This window comes from Candidatus Nebulibacter yamunensis, assembly GCF_024208055.1.
In the GTDB taxonomy this organism is placed as follows: Bacteria; Pseudomonadota; Gammaproteobacteria; order Francisellales; family Francisellaceae; genus Caedibacter; species Caedibacter lacustris.
On sequence record NZ_JAMBMW010000007.1, the window covers coordinates 1 to 20,417 of the forward strand.

Here is a 20,417-nt window from a genome sequence, read left to right on the forward strand (position 1 = left end):
TAAAACGTTTTAAAATTATTGCCGACAAATATCGGAATAGACGAAAAAGGTTTGGACTTCGATTTAATTTAATAACGGGAATTTACAACTTTGAATTGACTAATTGAGGTTTGGAAAGAACTCTATTATATGCTTTTAATCATTTTGAGGGTTTAACACGTAAGCTTTTATTTCTATTCAAATATCAAAAAAATCACATTGCAGGAGTTTTTCTTGGTCAGTACATGAAAAAAGCATTTCAGCGTCAGCCTTTCTTAAATGATGTTGATTATATTTTACCAGTTCCCAGTCATCGTTTGCGCTTTTTAGTGCGTGGATTTAATCAAGCAGAAATTTTGGCTAAACATATTATAAAACAAAACCAAATATTGGATATACGTTCAATCAAACGCAGGAAATACACCAAACCTCAAGCAAAATCAAACTATCAACAAAGGCAAATACAAATGCATAATGTATTTATACAAACTAAATCTATATCAGCACAACACCTATTAATTGTGGATGACGTTTATACAACTGGGGCAACAATTACATCACTAGTCAACACATTACAAAATGAACCTACCAATCAAATCACAAAAATAAGTATACTCACTCTTTGTTTAGCTTAGAGTCTTCATTTTTCAAACTCTAAGGGCATGCCTCAAATTGTTCTGCTGAAACGTAATAACTCACGTACTTTTGAGCGAATGAGATCAATCGCAATCTTATTCTTACCTCCATGTGGAACAATAATGTCAGCATATCGCTTTGCAGGTTCAATAAATTGTAAAAACATCGGACGCACAGTTTCTAAATATTGCGTTACTACACTATCTACACTACGTCCACGTTCTTTTTGATCTCGAACCAAACGACGAATGAAAGAGACATCCATTGGAGTATCCATAAAAATCTTAATGTCCATTAAATTACGAAGCCCTGCATCAGTAAAAAGCATAATTCCTTCTAAAATTAAAATACTGGTTTGTCCACTAATTGGTAGCGTTTTGTTTTTAACACGACTATGGGTTGCATAATCATATATTGGCACATCAATATTTTGTCCTGCAATCAAGGTTTCTAGATGCGTTTTTAACAAAGTATGCTCAAACGCATCTGGGTGATCATAATTCAATTTGTCAAGTTGTTCTCTTAATAAATGACTATTGTCACGATAATAATGATCTTCTGATAACACAGTAACTCGCGCAGATTCAAGGTCTTCTAACTCTTCAACTATCGTATTAGATAACAGGCTTTTTCCCGAGCCTGATCCACCTACTACGCCAATGATTACAATATTTTTATCCAGCATCTGCAAAGGTCGAATAAATGATTTTGAGACATTCTAGCGATTTTTTTTAAAAAAGCAGTATAATTTTCTCTTGGTTTCTAGTTTTCTCATAATTTTAAGAAACCATTCTATTTATGACTCCATAATACTTAAAGCTTTTAAAATACTGATTGCTTCAGCTAATTGATTATCCTTAGTTTCTAAGGTTTGCGTTATCTTATAATCTTTTTTATAATCCTCTAATGCCTGCTTGGTTTGTTTATCTTTTATTTTATCATTATTCGATAAGATAGCATGATGAAAACTACTTTCATCAAATGTCAATGATTCAGTTTGATTATCCTTATTTTTACCATCACCCATAGTGGTAACCAACAAAGTTCCCTCGCCTTCAACGATCACATCAGGAATCACACCTTGTGATTGAATCGCTATACCATTTGGTGTGTAATAGCGAGCAGTTGTAAGTTTAACCGCATTGGTTTCAGAAATTGGAATAACAGTTTGTACAGAACCTTTACCAAAGGTTTTCACTCCAACAATAATTGCACGCTTATTATCTTGTAATGCCCCAGCAACAATCTCAGAAGCTGAAGCAGATCCCATATTTACTAATACCACCATCGGTAAACCATTAATATAATCATTGCTTACGGCATAGCTAGTACTTGACTCTAAGGGGTTACGTGATTTGATATAAACAATTTTTTTAGGATTAGCTGGATTAGCCTGTAAAAAAGTATCACTAATGGCAACGGCAGAATCCAATAAACCACCAGGATTATTGCGTAAATCCAAAACATAGCCTTTTATCTTTGGATTATCCTTTATAAGTTTATCAATATTTGATTTAAGCTCTTCTGCGGTACCACCTTGAAATTGGCTAATCCGAATATAGCCATAATCATCTGCAATTATTTCTGACTTCACGGATTGAAGTTTAATATTTTCGCGTATCAACGATAATATAATTGGTTTGGGTGTTTTATCTCTTACTAACGTGATATTGACTTGTGTACCAGGCTCTCCTCGCATTTTTTTAACTGCCTCATCAAGTGCCATACCAGTAACATTTATATCATCAATTTTAATGATATAATCACCAGCTTTCACACCCGCACGATGCGCTGGAGTATCATCTATAGGAGAAATCACTTTAATCTGCTCATCAACCGAAGTAACATGCATGCCAAGACCTGCAAACTCTCCATGAATCGATAGTTGTAAATCAGCAAAATCGTCATCGTCTAAAAAACGAGAATGTGGATCAAGAGATTTCAACATGCCATCAATCGCACTTTCTAAAATCTCTTCATCACTTAACTCATCTACATATGCTTGTTTAACAAGCTCTATACTGCGTGACAATTTATCTATATGCTCCTGTGTATTATTTTGACTTGGTTCTGCTGAAGCTGCAATTAAACTTACAGTAAGAATGTTTAACGCTATTGTTGTTAGGGTAAATACTTTTGGCTTCATGATGGTCTATACTCCACACTCATTTTTTGCACTACTTTAGCCATTTCCTCAGCTATCTCTGATGTAGCAGTTATATTCATCCAATCTGTAATTTAAGTGTAGGAAGGATTTAATGAATTTCAAACCTACTTTGATTTTAAGTAAGATAGTTTTTGGCTAATTTTCTGCTCAAGTCCTCTATCTGTTGGGTAATAATATTGACGATTCACATTATCTGGCAAATAACGCTGTTTAACATAACCTTCAGGAAAATTATGTGGATATTGATATTCTGCACTTATCTTTTCACCTATTGGTTTAATGTTTCTCAAGTGGATTGGAACACTAACCTCTGAATAATTTTTTAGATCATCAAATACACTTTTATATGCCATATAAGCAGCGTTACTCTTAGGTGCACATGCCAAATATACTGCTGCTTGAATAAGTGGTAAACGCCCTTCTGGTAAACCAAGCCTTTCATAAGCTTGCCAAGCATCTAAAGCTAAGCCAAGAGCTTTTGGATCAGCATTACCAATGTCTTCTGAAGCAATACATAACATTCGCCTCGCAATGACCAATGGATCTGCACCACTTTCAATCATATTAGCAAGCCAAAAAACAGCTGCATCAGGATCGGAGCCTCGAACCGATTTATGAAAAGCAGATAACTGATCATAAAAATAATCACCACCTTTATCCATCTTATGCGCATGCTCAGATAATGTAATTGCCAGTAACTCATCTCCTAGTTCAATCTCTTTTTTTATATTGATATCTGCTGTATTTGCCACTAAAAACATAGCTTCCAGAAGGTTCAAGGCGCACCGACAATCACCAGTTGAAGCATAAAAAATCTTCTCTATTGTACTGTCTTTTAAGGTCAATGGATAACTGGATAATATTTTATCACAACTCAAGGCATGCCTTAATAATGCATTCATATCTTGCAAAGTTAATGGCTTGAGTTTCAATACAGTCAAACGAGACAGCAAGGCATTGTTTATTGAGAAAAACGGATTTTCCGTTGTTGCTCCAATTAAAATCAAATCCCCATTTTCAACATGCGGTAGCAGTGTATCTTGTTGCGCCTTATTAAAGCGATGAATTTCATCCAAAAACAAAATGGTCTGTTGATGACTCTCTTCATAACGTGTTTGTGCACTTAATACAGCTGATTTAATGTCTTTTATACCAGCACTTACAGCAGAAAGTTCAATAAAGTAGTCGTTAAGTTCATTTGCTAACACCTTGGCTAAGGTGGTTTTACCAACACCTGGTTCACCGTATAAAATCATTGATACGATCTGCTTTTTAACCAACATTCGTGCCAAAATCTTTTCTTTTGCTAGTAAGTGCTGTTGACCAAAATAGTCTTGCAACGACTGTGGACGCATTCTAAAAGCTAACGGTATTTGTTTCATCTATTCCTTCTGCTTATAACTATTAACGATTTCATACAGCATCCCCTCGCGCAAGGCCCCCTCGGATTTCAGCATTTTTTTAATGCCTAGGCGATTAAACAAAGCATAAAGCACACAAAACCCACCTGCTAGTATATTCTCACGATCAGAACGTAAACCATTAAAATGAACATTTGCTACCACTCTTTTTTGTAAAAGCTCTGCTGCCAATATCTCCATAACATCCCATGTAATACTGCCATCTGACCAATTATGGGCAAGTGCTAAATCAGAAATGGAACGAATTGTGCCAGAAGAGCCTAAAGCAACATCCCAACCTTGTTGAATATATTCAGCTACAATAGGATCAAGCAAATTATAAGCATAATTAATTGCTTGTGAAAAATTAGCTAGCGTTAATAATCCATCGTTAAAAAACTGATTTTGGACACTCACACACCCCATTTCCAAACTCACTAATGATTTTAGATTTTGCCCTTTTCCGATTACAAGTTCAGTTGACCCACCTCCAATGTCAACGATAAGCGCCTTTTTCTTTTGTGCTTCGACCACAGCAGAGGCGCCAACATAAACAAGGCGAGCCTCTTCTTCTCCTGAAATTACTTCAACCTTAGCTTTTAAAATACGTTGTGCCTCATCTAAAAAGTCGTAGATATTTTCTTTTGCTTTACGCAAAGTATAGGTCCCAACAACCTTCACTTCATCAACTTGGTAATGCTGAATTGATAGTGCAAAATTTTGTAAACACTCTAAGGCACGTGCTTTTACTTCGTCTGTTAATCGCATATCTTCAGTTAAACCAGCTCGTAATTGCACCTTGCTTTTTCCACGATACAGCTCTTGAATCTGCCCTTCTATTGTGACCTCTGAAATCAACATGTGGAAACTATTTGAGCCTAAATCAATCGTAGCAACTTTTTTACTCGACATATATTCCTTATTTTCCTAATTATCAAATCTACGGCATCATATCACATGTCACTACAATGCCAAAGTCATTCATTTTAAGCTTTATTAAAGATAAAACATAAAAAATATTTTTACTTGAATTTGATTTGAACATCCTTATTTATTGCATCGGATATGCCATATGGGTATCTAAAAATCAGCTGGCTTGATGATAGTCAACTTGCTGCTTTTTTATGAATTACACTTGCTAAATATTAGGAGTAAAAATATGAATACATTAGACTCACTTGTTAGAAATGCTATCGGCTTTGATCGTTTATTTGCTTTAGCTGAAGCAGGTAAACCGATAAGCTATCCACCATACAATATTGAAGTACTTGGAAAACAAGATTATTTAATCAGCATGGCAATTGCTGGATTTAATGAATCTGAAATCGACATTACTGTTCACCAAGGGAAGCTTACGGTAACTGGCAGTAAAATAGATGATAATAAAGAGCGTAAATTTATCCATCGTGGAATTGCTGAGCGTTCATTTACTCACACTTTTGAGCTTGCTGATCATATTGAAGTTAAAGGAGCACAATTTGAAAATGGGATTTTAAATATCTCACTGATCAAAGAAGTTCCTGAAGCAATGCAACCTAAAAAAATAAAAATTAATAATCAACCCCACGCACAAACTATTGAACAAGTAAAATAATATTTATATATACTGTAACTACTCTCTAAGACTCATTGCGAACCATTTTGCAATATCTATAGACATTCTTAAGCGTTATGATTGACTTTGCATTTAGAGGCAGGGAATCCGGAATATAGGTTATTTTAAATTTTTACTACTTTTCACTAGTCATATGCTTAGCTTTGCGATAAAGTATTATCTCCAGATAAGAAGCTTAGAATAATAACCTTTGGTACTAGTTTAAAAGCATTTCATTGGCTTGCAAACTAACTTAAGCAAAAGGCTACCAAACGCTTAAACCATGTGTTCAAAGGAAAAATAAGCTGTCTACTGAATACGGACTTATATGATAACGAGTTATAAGGAAAAGCTATTTCGCCAAGCTGGCTTTTAAATCAAATCAAGCCAAAAAAAATATAAAGTAAGGATTTAAGAATAGGGAGTAAATTAATGAAAAAAATTACGGTTGAGACAAAAATCGCACTACATTACAATTGCTCAATTTTGGAATTTTTTCAACGCTGTATTGAGCAAAAGATGCAACCTCATCAAATTGCTAAAGTATTAGATTGCAGCGTTAGTAATTTAAGACGTATTGCTCGTAAATATAACTTTAACTTTTACCATACAGACCCCACACCTATGCTTGCACAAAGCAAAAGCTTTTTAAAGAAAAGCCTTACAATAGATAATTTTTTATCGCGCAGCTGGCAGGTGAGTCGTTTTGCATCCTATAGCTAGTAACGATATCAAAATTAGGTTGAATTACGCCTTATCCTACCTCTTGCAGAGGTCGAAGGAAAATAAGTTTTGTATTCATTACTAACAAGCTTTATGGTTTGCAATAAATGAATTAAAAAACAAATTGTATAAGATCGCTTGGCGCATATATACACCATTTTTGGCCTGCTGAAAATACCAGGCATATTTGGTTGCATCAACAGAAGTACAAACCTCGTGAATGCGTGGTAAAGGGTGCATGACGATCATCTCATTGCGTGCTTGTTTTTTTAGCATTTGAGTTGTTATCACGTACTCCAGCTTATGCTGTTCGTTTCCAGTAAAACGCTCTTTTTGTAGTCGAGTCATATATAATACATCTATCAAACCCAATACTTGTTCCAACTTCTCTATACAAGTAACAGTAACATTCTTTTGTTTAAGTTTTATCAAAATTTCATCTGGAATCTGTAAAGCCTTTGGCGCAACGTAGTAAATTGTAACATCTAGGTAATTCATTAACGCATAACTTAGTGAGTGTACAGTTCGACCATAGCGTAAATCCCCTACCATCGCTATTTTAATACCATCTATCTTGTTGAACTTCTGTTCAATTGTAAATAAATCGAGTAACGTTTGAGAAGGATGCTCATTTGCTCCATCTCCCGCATTAACAACAGGAATGGCAGAAACAGCTGCTGCACGTTCAGCACTTCCTACTTCAAAATGGCGCATGATAATTGCATCAGCATAACCATTTAACATATGAATCGTATCAGTTAATGACTCTCCTTTTTGTGCAAATGATGTGCTCTGCGCGTCAGAAAAACCTATGACACTTGCGCCTAAACGGTGAATTGCTGCTTCAAATGATAAGCGCGTGCGAGTCGAGGCTTCAAAAAAACAACTGGCAATAATCTTATCCTTTAAACTCCCTTGAAGCTTTCCATGATAGGCTTCTTTGGCTAAACACATTAAATGATCAAGTGCCTGTCGATCTAAATTTTTAATACTGATTAAATGCTTAGCTGAAGCGAGATTAGAACAAGGTAACATGTTTTGCATAGCAACTCCATTAACTGTTTAACTACAAATATTTGGCAAACGTCGTTATCCTATCAAGAAACAAACCCAAGGTACACCAAAAAAACATGTATCCTGTCGCATTTACCGGTGGAATTGGTAGTGGAAAAACTACTGTCGCTTCACTTTTTGCTCAACGTTACCATATTGAGGTAATTTGTGCTGACCAATATGCCAAGAAAACAATTGAACTACCTCATGTTATCGAAGCAATTTATCAGCATTTTGGCAAAAACGTCGTCCAAAATAACATGAAGGTAAATCGTTTAGCGTTAAGAAAAATCATAAGTCTTAATGCTAAAGATCGTTTATGGCTAAACAACCTCATGCACCCAATTATTCGAAAGCAAATTGAAGATGCGCTTAAACTAAGTCAATCAGCTTATACAATTGTTGACATCCCTTTATTAACTCAATCGACTTTAAGCAATTATTCTTACCTTAAAAAGGTCATTTGTGTTTGTGCTCCCTTTGAAATAAAGGTTCAAAGGATAATGGCAAGAGACAAGCAAACAAAGAAAAATACAATTTTAATGATTAATAGTCAAATAAGCGATGATGAACGGCGTAAGTTTAGTGATTTTATCATCGAAAACGATAATGAGATTAGCTTGCTTCTTCCTCAAATTGATAAAATCCATAACAGTATTATGGTAAATTTAAACTAAATGGACTCCACTAAAGACAAGATTAACTTCGCTGAACGCTCCGCAGCCATTGCAACGAATTTAGGAAAATCATCAACTGCCTGCCCATCTGCTGTATCCGAAATAGCACGCAAAATTAAACATGGTGTGCTAAGCTCACGACACACCAAATTTACACTCGCCCCCTCCATTTCAATCGCATGCGCACCAAAGTGCTTGGCGATATCGATCTTGTGCTGAGCATTATGGATAAATTGATCTCCTGTTACAATAATGCCTTGTTTTAGTTCAATACTTAGCATTTGCGCGACTTGTTCTAGCTTTGTTTTTAAATTATCACAAGTGGAAATAAAAACCTCATTTCCAGGAATCTCGCCTCTTTTTCTCCCAAAGGCAGAAATATCAATATCATGCTGTGCAGTTTGAGTGGCAACGACTAAATCTCCAACTTGAATATCTGTTGCAGCTCCACCTGCTACACCTGAAAACAATAGCATCTGAGCACCAAAGCGCTCAATCATAATAGTTGCACTTAATGCTGAAAACACTTTACCAATCTTACTATAAGCTAGAATAAGCTCATGTCCGGCATATTGACTAAAGTAATATTTATTATTGGCATATTCTGTTACTTCATACTTATCTACCGCTGTTAAAATAGGTGTGATTTCGGCTTCCATTGCACCTAAAATGGCTATTTTCATCGTTTAAAACTTATTGATTAAAGCTCATAATGACGCTCACTATACTGAAGGTTATTAACTTTGCAAACACTTTAAAACTTTGCATCACAGTAATGCAATGCTTTAATACCTTTATATATTTCTAATGAAATAAGCTTTGTTCTCCTTATGGAGTCAACTTAACTTCTTTTAGAGAGATTATTATAATCCATCCAAAATACACAAAAGGATACAATTTATTAATATCTAAATAAAATTGGTTGCAATAATCATCAAGCATATGTATGCTCCTGCTCCTGCTCCTGCTCCTGCTCCTGCTCCTGCTCCTGCTCCTGCTCCTGCTCCTATGGTCAGTATGCAGAATATAATGAATAAAAAAACAAAAAGGAGTTATCATTTTATGCAGCAAACAATACCTGCACAAACGGATCAACGATTTAATCTAGACAAACACCGTAGTGAGTTTTTCTATGATTACTCGCCATTTATTAGGGCGTAGCACCCAAGAGTTCTCATGTAACACTTGAAACAAAATTGTGATCGACTGAAATTTGACTTTTTGCTGTATCAAGAAATATCGGCACAAGGTGCACAAAAAGTTATCATAATTAAATGGATATATAGGATATAAAAATATGAAAACATTACTGATCATCGACCCTATTCATTCCGCAGGTTATTTATCCACAGCTTTAAAGGAACAAGGGATTTACTCCATCGCTTTATTTTCGGACATGAGTAATATAGCTGCATTCAATCGACCTGCTGCACATTTATTCGACCGTCAGATTCATTTGCATGGGGAACAGAATGTGGATACTGCAATAGAGGCACTTCAGAACTTTCGCATTGATTTCGTACTAAATGGATGTGACCAGCATTTACCTTTTGCCGAGGAATTAGCACGAAGGCTAACACCGAACACAGCCAATAAACTGGAATCTTTGCATTTACGGGAAAGCAAATTTTTACAGCAACAAGCAATGGCAGCATCAGGCATGCCAGCCATTCAACAAATGTTATTTGATTGCACCATACCCGAATATGAAGCGGTTATACCCTTTAATTATCCTGTATTTGCCAAACCTGCTAACGGTGGAGGATCTATTGGTATATTCATGGCAAAGACTTATGAAGAATTGATAGAAAAACTAAAATCAAGTCCTAAAATGGTCAACTTTGACCCTATCCACCATTATCTGATTCAAGAATATATAGAAGGAAAGGAGGTGGTTATAGACTCTTTCTCAGTGAAAGGAAGGCACTACATCAGTAATATATTCACCTACCGCAAGAACTACTATCTAGGCAGCCCTGTATATCGAACCATAGAGCCAATATATGATCATGGGCTTCGAAATCAAGTGATAAGTTTTGTGGAAAATGTCCTAAATGCTTGTGATTATCAAAATGGCTTTGCTCATACCGAACTATTTCATCTTGAAAACGGTGAGTTCAGATTAATTGAATTAAATCCAAGAATCAGTGGTGCTTCTGGCTTCTTAAATAAGATGACAAAAGCCCAGGGGCTAAATACACAAGATATGATGCTTGTGCATTACTTAAGAGGAGATGAACCCAAGACCAGTGACTTGAATCTGTCTTGTCATTATGTACGCACGCTATGCTTATATACTCACAAAACAATAGATTTTTCACAGTTTGCGAGTTACCACAGTCATGTAACGTTCACGCAAGAGCCTCTCGATCTCTCCAAGACTCCTGATTTAACCGACATTCGTTCACTGGTACTTCTGGCACATTCTTCTTTTGATGTGCTAGAACATGAAACTTCAATCTTACTGGATATGGATATCTTATAAAATGAAATATTTTTTTACCATCGCCTTTATTATCATAAACGGCGCCTCAGTAAGCCTGATACACAACGTAGGAAACGAAATTCCAGTGGGCTTAATGATCACTCTAAGCAGTCTATATGCACTTGTCTTTTTTCATTTAGTATCTTATAAAACGCTTGTTTCACTTTACAAAAAACTATGGCAACATAAAAATCTCTACCTGCAAGTAATCTTTATTTTTCTACTCATGTGGTTAATGAGCTTTATAATTCCCGTATATTACAGCCCTGCATTACTTATGTTTTTTGCCACGGCTTTCCCCTCTGTTATCGGTTCTTACATGCTTTGGCGGAAAAAGAAAGACAAAAGCGATTTACTCTTTACACTATTGCTATTTCTGATTATCACCGCGTTTTATGTGACGCTCACCAATGTTTATTCATGGAATGAATTTGCATTTCTTCTGATCGGTACACTTATTGTTGGTGTTACTATGTATCTATATTCACACCTATCTTACCAGATGAACTTATTGTCTTTTTCTGCCAGCGAAATTCTAGCTTCACGCTACATCTTACTGTTTTTAATCCCCTTTATTTGGAGTGCAACCCATGGTGAGCTGACATTGATTGATGACAAAGTTTTATGGTTAACATTAGCGCTTAGCTTAATTAGTTTAATTATTCCTATTTACTGTTCACAAATATCCATCGCCAAAGTTGGACCAAATATTCATTCTATTGCTATGGGCTTTACACCACTTATGGCATTTATTTTTGAGCTTGTTTTCGCTGGTGATATTAGGGCAATCATGGTCGATGGTATCTTTGCAACTCTATTTGCTCTCATTTTGACACTTTCGATTATCTTTAAGCTTTACCGAAAAAGCATAAATGTATAATCCACAGGGTAACATTCTCTTTCAGCATTTATAACTGTAGATTATAGTATTCTAAAAAATGGACTAGAGGGATCATTTGAACAAAATGGCTAAAATTGATGTTTGTTGCAAGGGATATCATTCGACTGTAAATGATTTGCAATGGCTCTCTGGATTCTCGCAAACTTTACGTTTACTATGTAACGCGTTTTAGGTATAAAAAAGAACACTGTTTCAATGCCTCATTATTAGGTTAATTTAGGAGTATGTAATACATGTCGAAAAATCATCATAAGCTTATTATTTTAGGTTCAGGTCCCGCAGGCTATACGGCTGCTATTTATGCAGCACGCGCTAATCTTAATCCTGTTATTATTACTGGTATGCAATTAGGTGGACAACTTACAACCACAACAGATGTCGATAACTGGCCAGGTGAAGAACATGGTATCCAAGGACCAGAACTTATGCAGAAATTGCAAACACAAGCAGAACGCTTTAATACACAAATAATTTATGACCACATTAAAGAAGTTGATTTACAAAGACGTCCGTTTACTTTGATCGGAGATAATGATCAATATCAATGTGACGCACTTATTATTGCAACAGGCGCCACTGCTAAATACCTCGGTTTACCCTCTGAGGAAAAATTTATGGGCAAGGGTGTTTCAGCTTGCGCTACCTGTGATGGTTTTTTCTATCGTGGTAAAGATGTCGCTGTAGTTGGTGGTGGAAATACGGCTGTTGAAGAAGCGCTTTACTTATCTAACATTGCTAAAAGTGTTACTTTGATTCATCGACGTGATGAGCTAAAAGCTGAAAAAATCCTAATCAATCAATTAATGAAAAAATCTCAAGACGGTAATATTTCTTTTGAATGGTTCCACACTCTTGAAGAAGTCCTGGGTGACGATATGGGTGTTACGGGCGTTAAGATTAAAGACGTTAAAACAAATAACACAAAGACACTTAAACTTGATGGTGTATTTATCGCGATTGGGCATACACCCAACACTAGCATCTTCAATGGTCAGCTACAGATGCACAATCGTTATATAAAAGTCAAATCTGGTTTAGATGGTAACGCTACAGAGACTTCTATCGAGGGGGTTTATGCGGCAGGAGATGTGATGGATCATGTTTATAAACAAGCTGTCACTTCTGCTGGCACAGGATGTATGGCTGCATTAGATGCAGAAAAATATCTAGATCAGCTGAAAAAATAAGATCAGACAACTTTATGTCCTAATCTATTGATAAATTGTGGGCTGGTAATAATAACAAAAAATATGATCGCCAAAATAATCGTTAATATTACAGAACTTGCTACTAGCATCAGTAACCATAAAAAGATCACAAATGTTAATCCATACCAGTTAAATCCACCTTGCTTAAATTGCAATATTGCGTAAATCACCATCATCACGGTAATGGCTAGATTACTTAACCAAAAATCTTTTATCGACAAGGTTGTCAACAGTAAAGACAAAACAATAAATACAAATAAAGTCATCAGCCTAGTTGACGTTTTTTTACTTCCCAGTACCGCCAAGGAAATAGGTGCACCCATATAACCTAAGACATTAAAGGCAGTTGTAATCACCATCAGCGATGCCCAACTTGCTGAATTTAATAAAATGATAATCCCAATTATAAAATTGAGTAATAGCGAACGCTTTGATAAATGGTGAACGGGACATAATTTTGCGATCCAGTGTGGCATTTGTCCTTTTTCTGCCATAGCATAAAGCATTCTTGAACAAGAACCTAAGTAAGTTAAACCTGTTATCGATGGACTTACGATTGAATCAGCGATTAACAATACCGTTAAAAAATTTAGCCCTAGCAAAATGGTTAAATTGACAAGAGGGCTTGAGAAATTCAGTGACGCCCAGCCCTTTGCTGCCACATCATGTGGTAACGCTGTCATAAATGTAAATTGTAATAATATATACAACACTAAAGTTGCAGCAACAGAAATAATAATTGCCAATGGAATGTTACGCGTTGGGTTTTTAATTTCACTGGCAAACGATGCTACCACCTGAAAACCGTTAAAAGCATAAACAAGACCAGCTCCGATCAAAGCTGTTTTAATCGAGCTTGCAGCATAATCATTTACTGCTAAGGTTAAATTAGTGCTATCAAAATGAGCAACAAGCAATACAATAATCGTCAACGTCGGAATGCTAATTTTAAAAATAGTTGATACGTTATTTACATATGCTAATAACTTAATCCCAAAATAATTAACAATGAAATATATCCCTAAAATGATTACGGCAAAAATCTTACCTGACCAGGTCAGACTCTCACCTTGATATAAAGTAGTAAACTTAACAAATGGACTTAAATATTGTACAGTGGCTTGTGCTTCGGTTGGAATCATCGCTAACAAACCAAACCAAATTGCAAATGCAAACACCATACCAAAGTCTTTACCATGACTCAATGAAACACACTTAGCATTTAGTCCTCTCTCTGGATAAAGTGCGCATAACTTAGCAAAGCAAAGTCCAACGATAATTGCAATAAAAGCTGCAATTACCCATGCAATAAAAGCATAATTCCCAGCAAGCTGGGCGTTTAATTGTGCGCTAAAGAGCCAACCTGAACCAACCATTGATGTAACAGGAATTGCAATAGCTGAAAATAACCCCACCTTGTGAACTTTCATACATCATCTCCCATTTATTTTATTACTTAACCAAGTAATACTATTACAACTCACTAGCAGATTTCACTAAAAAATTATATTTTCTACAAAAATACCTTATAATTTTAATTTTTCTCCTTCATGCTAAACAGTATTTATATATCCATTACGAACCACTTTATTGTTTTCATTCACTTTCATTTTTTAATAACGTTTCCAGTGCGATAAGCTATTATAATTTGTCTATTGCAGTTGAAAGGATTACAATGGCGTTCATTAATTTACTGTATAGCTAAGGACATAAAATGATTCCAACTCCCCATATTGAAGTCGCTGACAAAAACTTATTTGCTAAAACCGTTATCATGCCAGGTGATCCACTTCGAGCAAAACTTATTGCCGAAAACTATTTAGAAGATGCTAAGCTCATTAACACTGTACGCAATATGTTTGCCTATACAGGGACATACAAAGGCAAGAAAGTAAGTGTGATGGCACATGGCATGGGTATCCCTAGTGCCGGCATTTACACTGCTGAGCTGTTCAATCACTATGATGTTGATAATATTATTCGCATTGGTTCTTGCGGCTCATACGTTCCTGAAATTAATGTATATGATGTGGTTTTAGTAACAGAAGCGTATTGCGAATCTGATTATATTGAAATCGTGACAGGTCAAAAAACACGTAATATCAAACCTAATGAAATATTAACCAAACATATTTCAGAAACGGCTAAACAATTACAAATCCCTATCATCTCTGCTAAAGTACACTGTACTGATGTGTTTTATCGAAAAGAATTTAATGAGTATATAAAAATACACGCCGAACAAGGTTGTAAAGCAGTTGAAATGGAATCAGTCGCATTATTTGCTAATGCACAAGCTTATGGTAAAAAGGCTGCATGCTTACTCACGGTTTCAGATTCTTTTATTACAAAAGAAGTAACCACGAGCCAAGAACGTCAAATGGCATTAACCAAAATGATCGAAATTGCACTTGAAAGTAATACATCATTTGAGACTAATAAGTCCCTTGAGTTAATTTAATTTGCATTTTAGTACCATTTATCTTGCTGCACTATCAACAATTTTTTCAACCTTCTTAGAAAATACAAAACCATCGTTTTCGATATTGACCTGAATCGTATCACCTGTAACATATCTTCCTTCTAATAGATAAGTAGCAAGCGGATTCTCAATATAATGTTGAATTGCTCGCTTCAAAGGTCTTGCACCAAATACTGGATCAAAACCATGATCAGCCAACTCATCCATTGCATAAGGTGAAATATCAAGTTTAAGCTCGCGATCTTGCAAACGTTTACGCACACGGTTGATTTGAATTTCAGCAATTTCTTTAATCATTTCTTTATTCAATGGTTCAAACACAACTGTTTCATCAATACGATTGATAAATTCAGGTCTAAAGTGCTGTAAAACAATCTGTATGACTTGCTCTTTGACCTTATCATAACCTTCGATTTGTAGTTTTTCCTGAATCAAATGTGAACCTAAATTAGACGTCATAATAAGTACGGTATTTTTAAAATCAACTGTGCGCCCATGACTATCGGTTAAGCGTCCATCATCTAAAATTTGCAACAAAATATTAAATACATCTGGATGCGCTTTTTCAACCTCATCAAGTAAAATTACCGAATAAGGTTTACGACGAATATGCTCAGTTAAATAACCACCTTGCTCGTAACCCACATATCCTGGGGGTGCTCCAATTAGACGTGCAACCGAATGTTTCTCCATAAACTCTGACATATCGATTCGAAGCATAACATCTTCGCTGTCAAACATAAACTCAGAAAGCGCCTTAGTTAGCTCTGTTTTACCCACACCTGTTGGTCCTAAAAATAAAAATGATCCAGTTGGGCGATTAGGATCAGATAAACCAGAACGTGCACGTCTAATAGCATTAGACACTGCAACAATCGCTTCTTTTTGACCAATCACGCGTTTAGCTAAAAACTCCTCCATATGCAATAACTTTTCGCGCTCCCCTTCCATCATCTTACTCACAGGAATACCTGTTGATTTTGAAACCACTTCTGCAATTTCATTTTCAGTTACTTGAGTACGCACTAACTTCGTTTTAATTGGATCAGAACTGGCAAGGGACTTAATTTGTTCTTCTAACTGTGGAATAAGTCCATATTGCAACTCAGCCATTTTAGACAAATCACCAACACGTTTAGCTGCTTCCAATTCAATTTTAGACTGATCAAGCTGCTCTTTTAATTTTTGTGACCCTTGCATTTGTGCCTTTTCGGATTTCCAAATTTCTTCAAAGCCTGAATATTCTTTCTCTAATGCCTTGATTTCTTCCTCTAATACATCTAAGCGTTTTCTGGTTGCTTCGTCTTTTTCTTTCTTTAATTGCTCACGCTGCATTTTCAGTTGAATAATACGTCGATAGAGTTTTTCCATTTCCTCAGGTCGTGAATCAATCTCCATTCGAATTTGGCTGGCTGCTTCATCCATTAAATCAATTGCTTTATCTGGTAGTTGTCTATCACTAATATAACGATGTGATAAAGTGGCAGCTGCAACAATTGCAGGATCAGTGATATCCACACCATGATGGACTTCGTAACGTTCTTTCAAACCACGCAAAATAGCAATCGTGTCTTCTACCGTCGGTTCATCTACTAACACTTTTTGGAAACGACGCTCCAATGCAGGATCTTTCTCAACATGCTCACGATATTCATCAAGCGTTGTTGCACCCACACACTTTAATTCTCCACGAGCAAGTGCGGGTTTCAACATATTACCGGCATCCATTGAACCTTCTGCTTTACCTGCTCCAACCATAGTGTGTAGTTCATCAATAAACAAAATCACACTACCCTCTTGTTTGGCAAGTTCTTTAAGGACAGCCTTCAAACGCTCTTCAAAATCCCCTCTAAATTTAGCACCTGCTAACAAAGCACCTAAGTCCAAAGATAAAATGCGTTTATTGCGAATACCCTCAGGCACTTCATTGTTCACAATACGTTGCGCTAAGCCTTCTACAATTGCGGTTTTCCCCACACCAGGTCGCCCAATCAAAACCGGATTATTTTTAGTGCGTCGTTGTAATACTTGAATCGTACGCCGAATCTCATCATCTCGCCCAATCACAGGATCAATTTTCCCTTGACGCGCGCGTTCAGTTAAATCGATTGTATATTTTTTTAACGCACCTTGCATATCTTCGGCATTTTGACTTTCAACACGCGCACCACCTCTTACCTTATCAACAGCAGCCTCGATAGCCTCTTTTGTTAAATTAGCTGCCTTGAAAATTTTACTTAGTGTACTATCACTAAAACCTGCGATTAGAAATAAATCACTAGAAATAAATTCATCTTTCTTCTCAAGTGTCATTTTTTCCATTTGTTGTAATATTCTAATAAGGCTATTAGAGGCTCCGATTTGACTTGCGGCACCACTGCTGGCAAGGCTACCTAAGGCATTACGCAACTCACTATTAAGCGCACTTAAATTACCACCTGCTTGAGTAATAATAGAGGGAATCATTCCACCTTCCTGATCAAGCAATGCTTTTAAAACATGCACAGGTTCAAGCATAGTATGACTTTTACTAATCGCTAAACTTTGTGCTTCATTGAGCGCTTCTTGTAACTTATGGGTAAATTTTTCTGCTTTCATTTTTTACTCTCTTTTTTTATTACACTAATCATTTCAAAACATGGGAAGTCAACTTGAGCTATCCTTATTTTACTATAGATAGGCATCATGCTTATCACTTATAGACGTTATGAAATTTCAATGCCTAATCAAGTGTGGATTAGAAAATTTTTTTCAAGAAAATAGTGAATTTGTTTATACCTATTGTAAATTGATTTTTGCAATTTACTCCGAAAAAAGCCTCAATTATAGAAAGTAAATAATGATAAATTTGAATTACTTCTAACTTTATAAGATAAGACTATATTGTCTTATTTTCGAACAAAAATAATGCATAATAAGTTTTATATTTTCGACTCATTTGCTATACTTCGCCCGGATTGTAAATCCCCATAAAAATAGTGATTTTCAATCGTTTAAATATTAATAAATTGTAAACGCAAAGGATAAAACTATGCCTAATAGCAATGTTATTTGGGTTAACGATAAACCTCTTATTCTACCGAAAAATAAAGAGATTTATCTTAATAGTAGAGACCAAAATTCAAGGTATATAAGTTGTTCTGATAGTTTTTTTCAGCTCCTTGGGGTAGATGAATCCATTATTGGACAATCTGATGAGGTTTTACCAAATGGAATAAGCGAATACGGGGATCAATTTGCCTTTTTAGAACGCCTTATTGAAACAACCCAAAAACCGCTTGAAATGTTAGATGTACATTACTTCAACAATAGATTGACCGCAATATATAGCATTAATCTACCAAAATTAGATAATGGTAACGTTATTGGCACTAATTTTTACGGCTGGCAGCCAAACAATAGTCAACAGTTGATTGAACTCTCTATTAGATTATCTTTATTGCCACTTTGTTCACATAAAGGAAATTTGGGTCAAAACTCTCTAGCCATCGTCAACACATTCGATATACTCAGTGCACGTGAATTTGAAATAGTTTATTTATTATCACTTGGCTATACCTCTAAACAAGTCGGATTTTTTCTTCAACTTAGCTCCCGCACAATTGATGATGTTATTTATAATGTTAAAACGAAATACAACTTTCACGGTAAAAAAAATAGATTACTTGAATATTTAGTTGTCGAAAAGCATATGCACATCTATATACCTAAAGCCTTCTTCAGCTATCTGCAATCGCTATTACAGCTGCTAAAGTAATGCCTTAAGCAATACAAAACAAGAACTTAAGCTCTTAGCTTAATAGAAATAACTGCACTATTTTATTTAAATATACCCACGACCGTCTTAGAAAGTTTTTCTAAAACAAGTTCACACCATTAAACTAGGAAAAGCATCAACTAAATAATCTATTAAAAAAGTTCTTCTCAGCTAGATCATTGCTGGCATAAAGCGCTATATCGGTAATAACGTGATCACCAGCAGTAACGTGGAGACTACCCACTTTTTGATTTTTTTGAATAGGTGCTTTCAATCCAGGTAGCAGAATAATTTTTTTGTTAATATGAGGCACAAATGACTTAGGAATAGTTTTTGTAATGGTTTCTTGCGTTTGAAGCTTTAGAACTTGATTATTTTTGGCATTAATAATATTTTTTGCATCAATTTCCATCGTATCGCCTGAAATAGCAACCGTGTAATTGGTATATTTGCTGAAACCAAAATTTAAAAGTTTTTGTGCTTCAGCTTCACGAATCGATGCACTGGGGGCCCCCATCACTACACCGATAAGTCTTTGTTGATCACGTTTGGCCGATACAACGATATTATAAGCGGCTTTATTGGTATAACCTGTCTTAACTCCATCCGTGCCTTCATAGTTTTTTAACAAACGATTACGGTTTGGTTGAGTGATGTTATTATACGAAAAGGAGGTTTCTGAATACAACTTGTAAATCGCAGGGTAATTATAGATAAATGCTCGAGTCAACACTGCCATATCAAATGCACTACTATGCTCATTTTCAGCCGGCAAACCATCAGGATTAACAAAATTGGTATTTTTCAACCCTAGAGCTTTTGCCACTTTATTCATGATGAAAGCAAAGTTCTCACTCGACCCTGCTACAAACTCGGCTAATGCAACACTGGCATCATTCCCTGACTGAATCATCATTCCACGTAACAAGTTTTCAACCGTAATCTGCTCCCCATCTCTAATAAACATTTTAGAGCCGCCCTTTTGTGAAGCATGTTTGCTGATTATGATTTTTTGATCCAGCTTTAAAGCATCTTGTTGAATTTCACTTGCAATCACATAAGCCGTCATAATTTTAGTTAAGCTTGCTGGCGCACGTTGTTCATTCATATTAAATTCACTGATAATTTCACCTGTTTCAAAGTCCATTAACACCCAACTTTTTGCATTCAGCTGTATCGGTTGAGGTACAACAATAACGGTTGGAATAGCATTTAACGATGCCATGCTGGTATTGAAAGGTAAAATAAGAAAAATACAAAACATCATTTGCATGGTAGTTTTCATTTTTATTTTTAGTTTTGACACTTTTAAAATCTCCTTTCTCTGCTGTTATTATTTTTGTTTTAATCATTCA

General features: G+C 35.7%; 19 protein-coding genes and 1 pseudogene. 11 read left to right on the forward strand and 9 right to left on the reverse strand.

All coding sequences use genetic code 11. The features are described 5' to 3' along the window. Both M1V25_RS04400 and M1V25_RS04405 read left to right on the forward strand, forming a co-directional pair. A pseudogene (locus tag M1V25_RS04400) lies at positions 1 to 107 on the forward strand (IS5/IS1182 family transposase); the annotation flags it as partial. Positions 108 to 224: 117 nt separating this feature from the next. After that, positions 225 to 614 carry a ComF family protein gene (locus M1V25_RS04405; protein ID WP_498842541.1) on the forward strand — a complete coding sequence of 130 codons (390 nt, stop codon included), beginning with the start codon at positions 225 to 227 and terminating at the stop codon, positions 612 to 614. 32 nt (positions 615 to 646) lie between these two features. Here the strand turns inward: M1V25_RS04405 and udk are convergent, their stop codons facing one another. The 4 genes from udk to M1V25_RS04425 all read right to left on the reverse strand — a co-directional run bounded on the left by udk (position 647) and on the right by M1V25_RS04425 (position 5,094). Continuing rightward, entirely contained in the window at positions 647 to 1,300 is a 654-nt protein-coding gene (gene udk, locus M1V25_RS04410) for a uridine kinase (RefSeq protein ID WP_116963463.1), read from the reverse strand. Positions 1,301 to 1,411: 111 nt separating this feature from the next. Continuing rightward, positions 1,412 to 2,761, reverse strand: coding sequence for a S41 family peptidase (locus M1V25_RS04415; protein WP_116963462.1), 1,350 nt, complete (start codon positions 2,759 to 2,761; stop codon positions 1,412 to 1,414). A 125-nt stretch (positions 2,762 to 2,886) separates the two neighbouring features. Beyond that, positions 2,887 to 4,164 (reverse strand): replication-associated recombination protein A, encoded by a 1,278-nt coding sequence (locus M1V25_RS04420; RefSeq protein ID WP_498842542.1) that lies wholly within the window; start codon positions 4,162 to 4,164, stop codon positions 2,887 to 2,889. Beyond that, positions 4,165 to 5,094 carry a Ppx/GppA family phosphatase gene (locus M1V25_RS04425; RefSeq protein ID WP_116963460.1) on the reverse strand — a complete coding sequence of 310 codons (930 nt, stop codon included), beginning with the start codon at positions 5,092 to 5,094 and terminating at the stop codon, positions 4,165 to 4,167. It lies immediately after the preceding gene. A 247-nt stretch (positions 5,095 to 5,341) separates the two neighbouring features. On the opposite strand from M1V25_RS04425, the gene M1V25_RS04430 reads away from it, so the two are divergent. Then, positions 5,342 to 5,776 (forward strand): Hsp20 family protein, encoded by a 435-nt coding sequence (locus tag M1V25_RS04430; RefSeq protein WP_116963459.1) that lies wholly within the window; start codon positions 5,342 to 5,344, stop codon positions 5,774 to 5,776. A gap of 432 nt (positions 5,777 to 6,208) precedes the next feature. Then, positions 6,209 to 6,499, forward strand: coding sequence for a hypothetical protein (locus M1V25_RS04435; protein WP_116963458.1), 291 nt, complete (start codon positions 6,209 to 6,211; stop codon positions 6,497 to 6,499). Between the two features lie 81 nt (positions 6,500 to 6,580). On the opposite strand, the gene pyrB is transcribed toward M1V25_RS04435, so the two are convergent. Continuing rightward, entirely contained in the window at positions 6,581 to 7,543 is a 963-nt protein-coding gene (gene pyrB, locus M1V25_RS04440; RefSeq protein WP_498842543.1) for an aspartate carbamoyltransferase, read from the reverse strand. Between the two features lie 86 nt (positions 7,544 to 7,629). On the opposite strand from pyrB, the gene coaE reads away from it, so the two are divergent. Beyond that, positions 7,630 to 8,229, forward strand: coding sequence for a dephospho-CoA kinase (gene coaE / locus M1V25_RS04445; protein WP_498842544.1), 600 nt, complete (start codon positions 7,630 to 7,632; stop codon positions 8,227 to 8,229). Here coaE and M1V25_RS04450 read toward each other — a convergent pair. Continuing rightward, positions 8,226 to 8,912 (reverse strand): 5'-methylthioadenosine/adenosylhomocysteine nucleosidase, encoded by a 687-nt coding sequence (locus tag M1V25_RS04450; RefSeq protein ID WP_116963456.1) that lies wholly within the window; start codon positions 8,910 to 8,912, stop codon positions 8,226 to 8,228. The genes coaE and M1V25_RS04450 overlap by 4 nt on opposite strands. A gap of 235 nt (positions 8,913 to 9,147) precedes the next feature. Here M1V25_RS04450 and M1V25_RS04455 point away from each other — a divergent pair, with 235 nt between their 5' ends. From M1V25_RS04455 to trxB, 4 genes are all read left to right on the forward strand, one after another. Next, positions 9,148 to 9,390 carry a hypothetical protein gene (locus tag M1V25_RS04455; RefSeq protein ID WP_498842545.1) on the forward strand — a complete coding sequence of 81 codons (243 nt, stop codon included), beginning with the start codon at positions 9,148 to 9,150 and terminating at the stop codon, positions 9,388 to 9,390. 136 nt (positions 9,391 to 9,526) lie between these two features. After that, positions 9,527 to 10,714, forward strand: coding sequence for an ATP-grasp domain-containing protein (locus M1V25_RS04460; protein WP_498842546.1), 1,188 nt, complete (start codon positions 9,527 to 9,529; stop codon positions 10,712 to 10,714). Position 10,715: 1 nt separating this feature from the next. Continuing rightward, positions 10,716 to 11,594: a hypothetical protein gene (locus M1V25_RS04465; protein WP_116963454.1), complete on the forward strand. Its 879-nt coding sequence runs from the start codon at positions 10,716 to 10,718 to the stop codon at positions 11,592 to 11,594. Between the two features lie 254 nt (positions 11,595 to 11,848). Further along, the gene (trxB, locus tag M1V25_RS04470) at positions 11,849 to 12,802 is read left to right on the forward strand and encodes a thioredoxin-disulfide reductase (RefSeq protein WP_498842547.1); all 954 of its coding nucleotides are present in this window, start codon (positions 11,849 to 11,851) and stop codon (positions 12,800 to 12,802) included. Positions 12,803 to 12,804: 2 nt separating this feature from the next. On the opposite strand, the gene M1V25_RS04475 is transcribed toward trxB, so the two are convergent. Then, positions 12,805 to 14,253, reverse strand: coding sequence for an APC family permease (locus M1V25_RS04475; protein ID WP_498842548.1), 1,449 nt, complete (start codon positions 14,251 to 14,253; stop codon positions 12,805 to 12,807). A 284-nt stretch (positions 14,254 to 14,537) separates the two neighbouring features. Between M1V25_RS04475 and deoD the strand changes: the two genes are divergently transcribed. After that, on the forward strand, positions 14,538 to 15,284 hold the full coding sequence (gene deoD / locus M1V25_RS04480; protein ID WP_498842549.1) for a purine-nucleoside phosphorylase: 747 nt from the start codon (positions 14,538 to 14,540) through the stop codon (positions 15,282 to 15,284). An 18-nt stretch (positions 15,285 to 15,302) separates the two neighbouring features. Here deoD and clpB read toward each other — a convergent pair whose 3' ends face one another. After that, a complete protein-coding gene (gene clpB / locus M1V25_RS04485; RefSeq protein WP_498842550.1) occupies positions 15,303 to 17,903 on the reverse strand; it encodes an ATP-dependent chaperone ClpB in 2,601 nt (866 codons plus the stop codon). A 433-nt stretch (positions 17,904 to 18,336) separates the two neighbouring features. Here clpB and M1V25_RS04490 point away from each other — a divergent pair, with 433 nt between their 5' ends. Then, a complete protein-coding gene (locus M1V25_RS04490) occupies positions 18,337 to 19,062 on the forward strand; it encodes a LuxR C-terminal-related transcriptional regulator (RefSeq protein WP_498842551.1) in 726 nt (241 codons plus the stop codon). A gap of 136 nt (positions 19,063 to 19,198) precedes the next feature. Here M1V25_RS04490 and M1V25_RS04495 read toward each other — a convergent pair whose 3' ends face one another. After that, the gene (locus M1V25_RS04495) at positions 19,199 to 20,368 is read right to left on the reverse strand and encodes a D-alanyl-D-alanine carboxypeptidase family protein (protein ID WP_498842552.1); all 1,170 of its coding nucleotides are present in this window, start codon (positions 20,366 to 20,368) and stop codon (positions 19,199 to 19,201) included. Between the last annotated feature and the right edge of the window lie 49 nt (positions 20,369 to 20,417).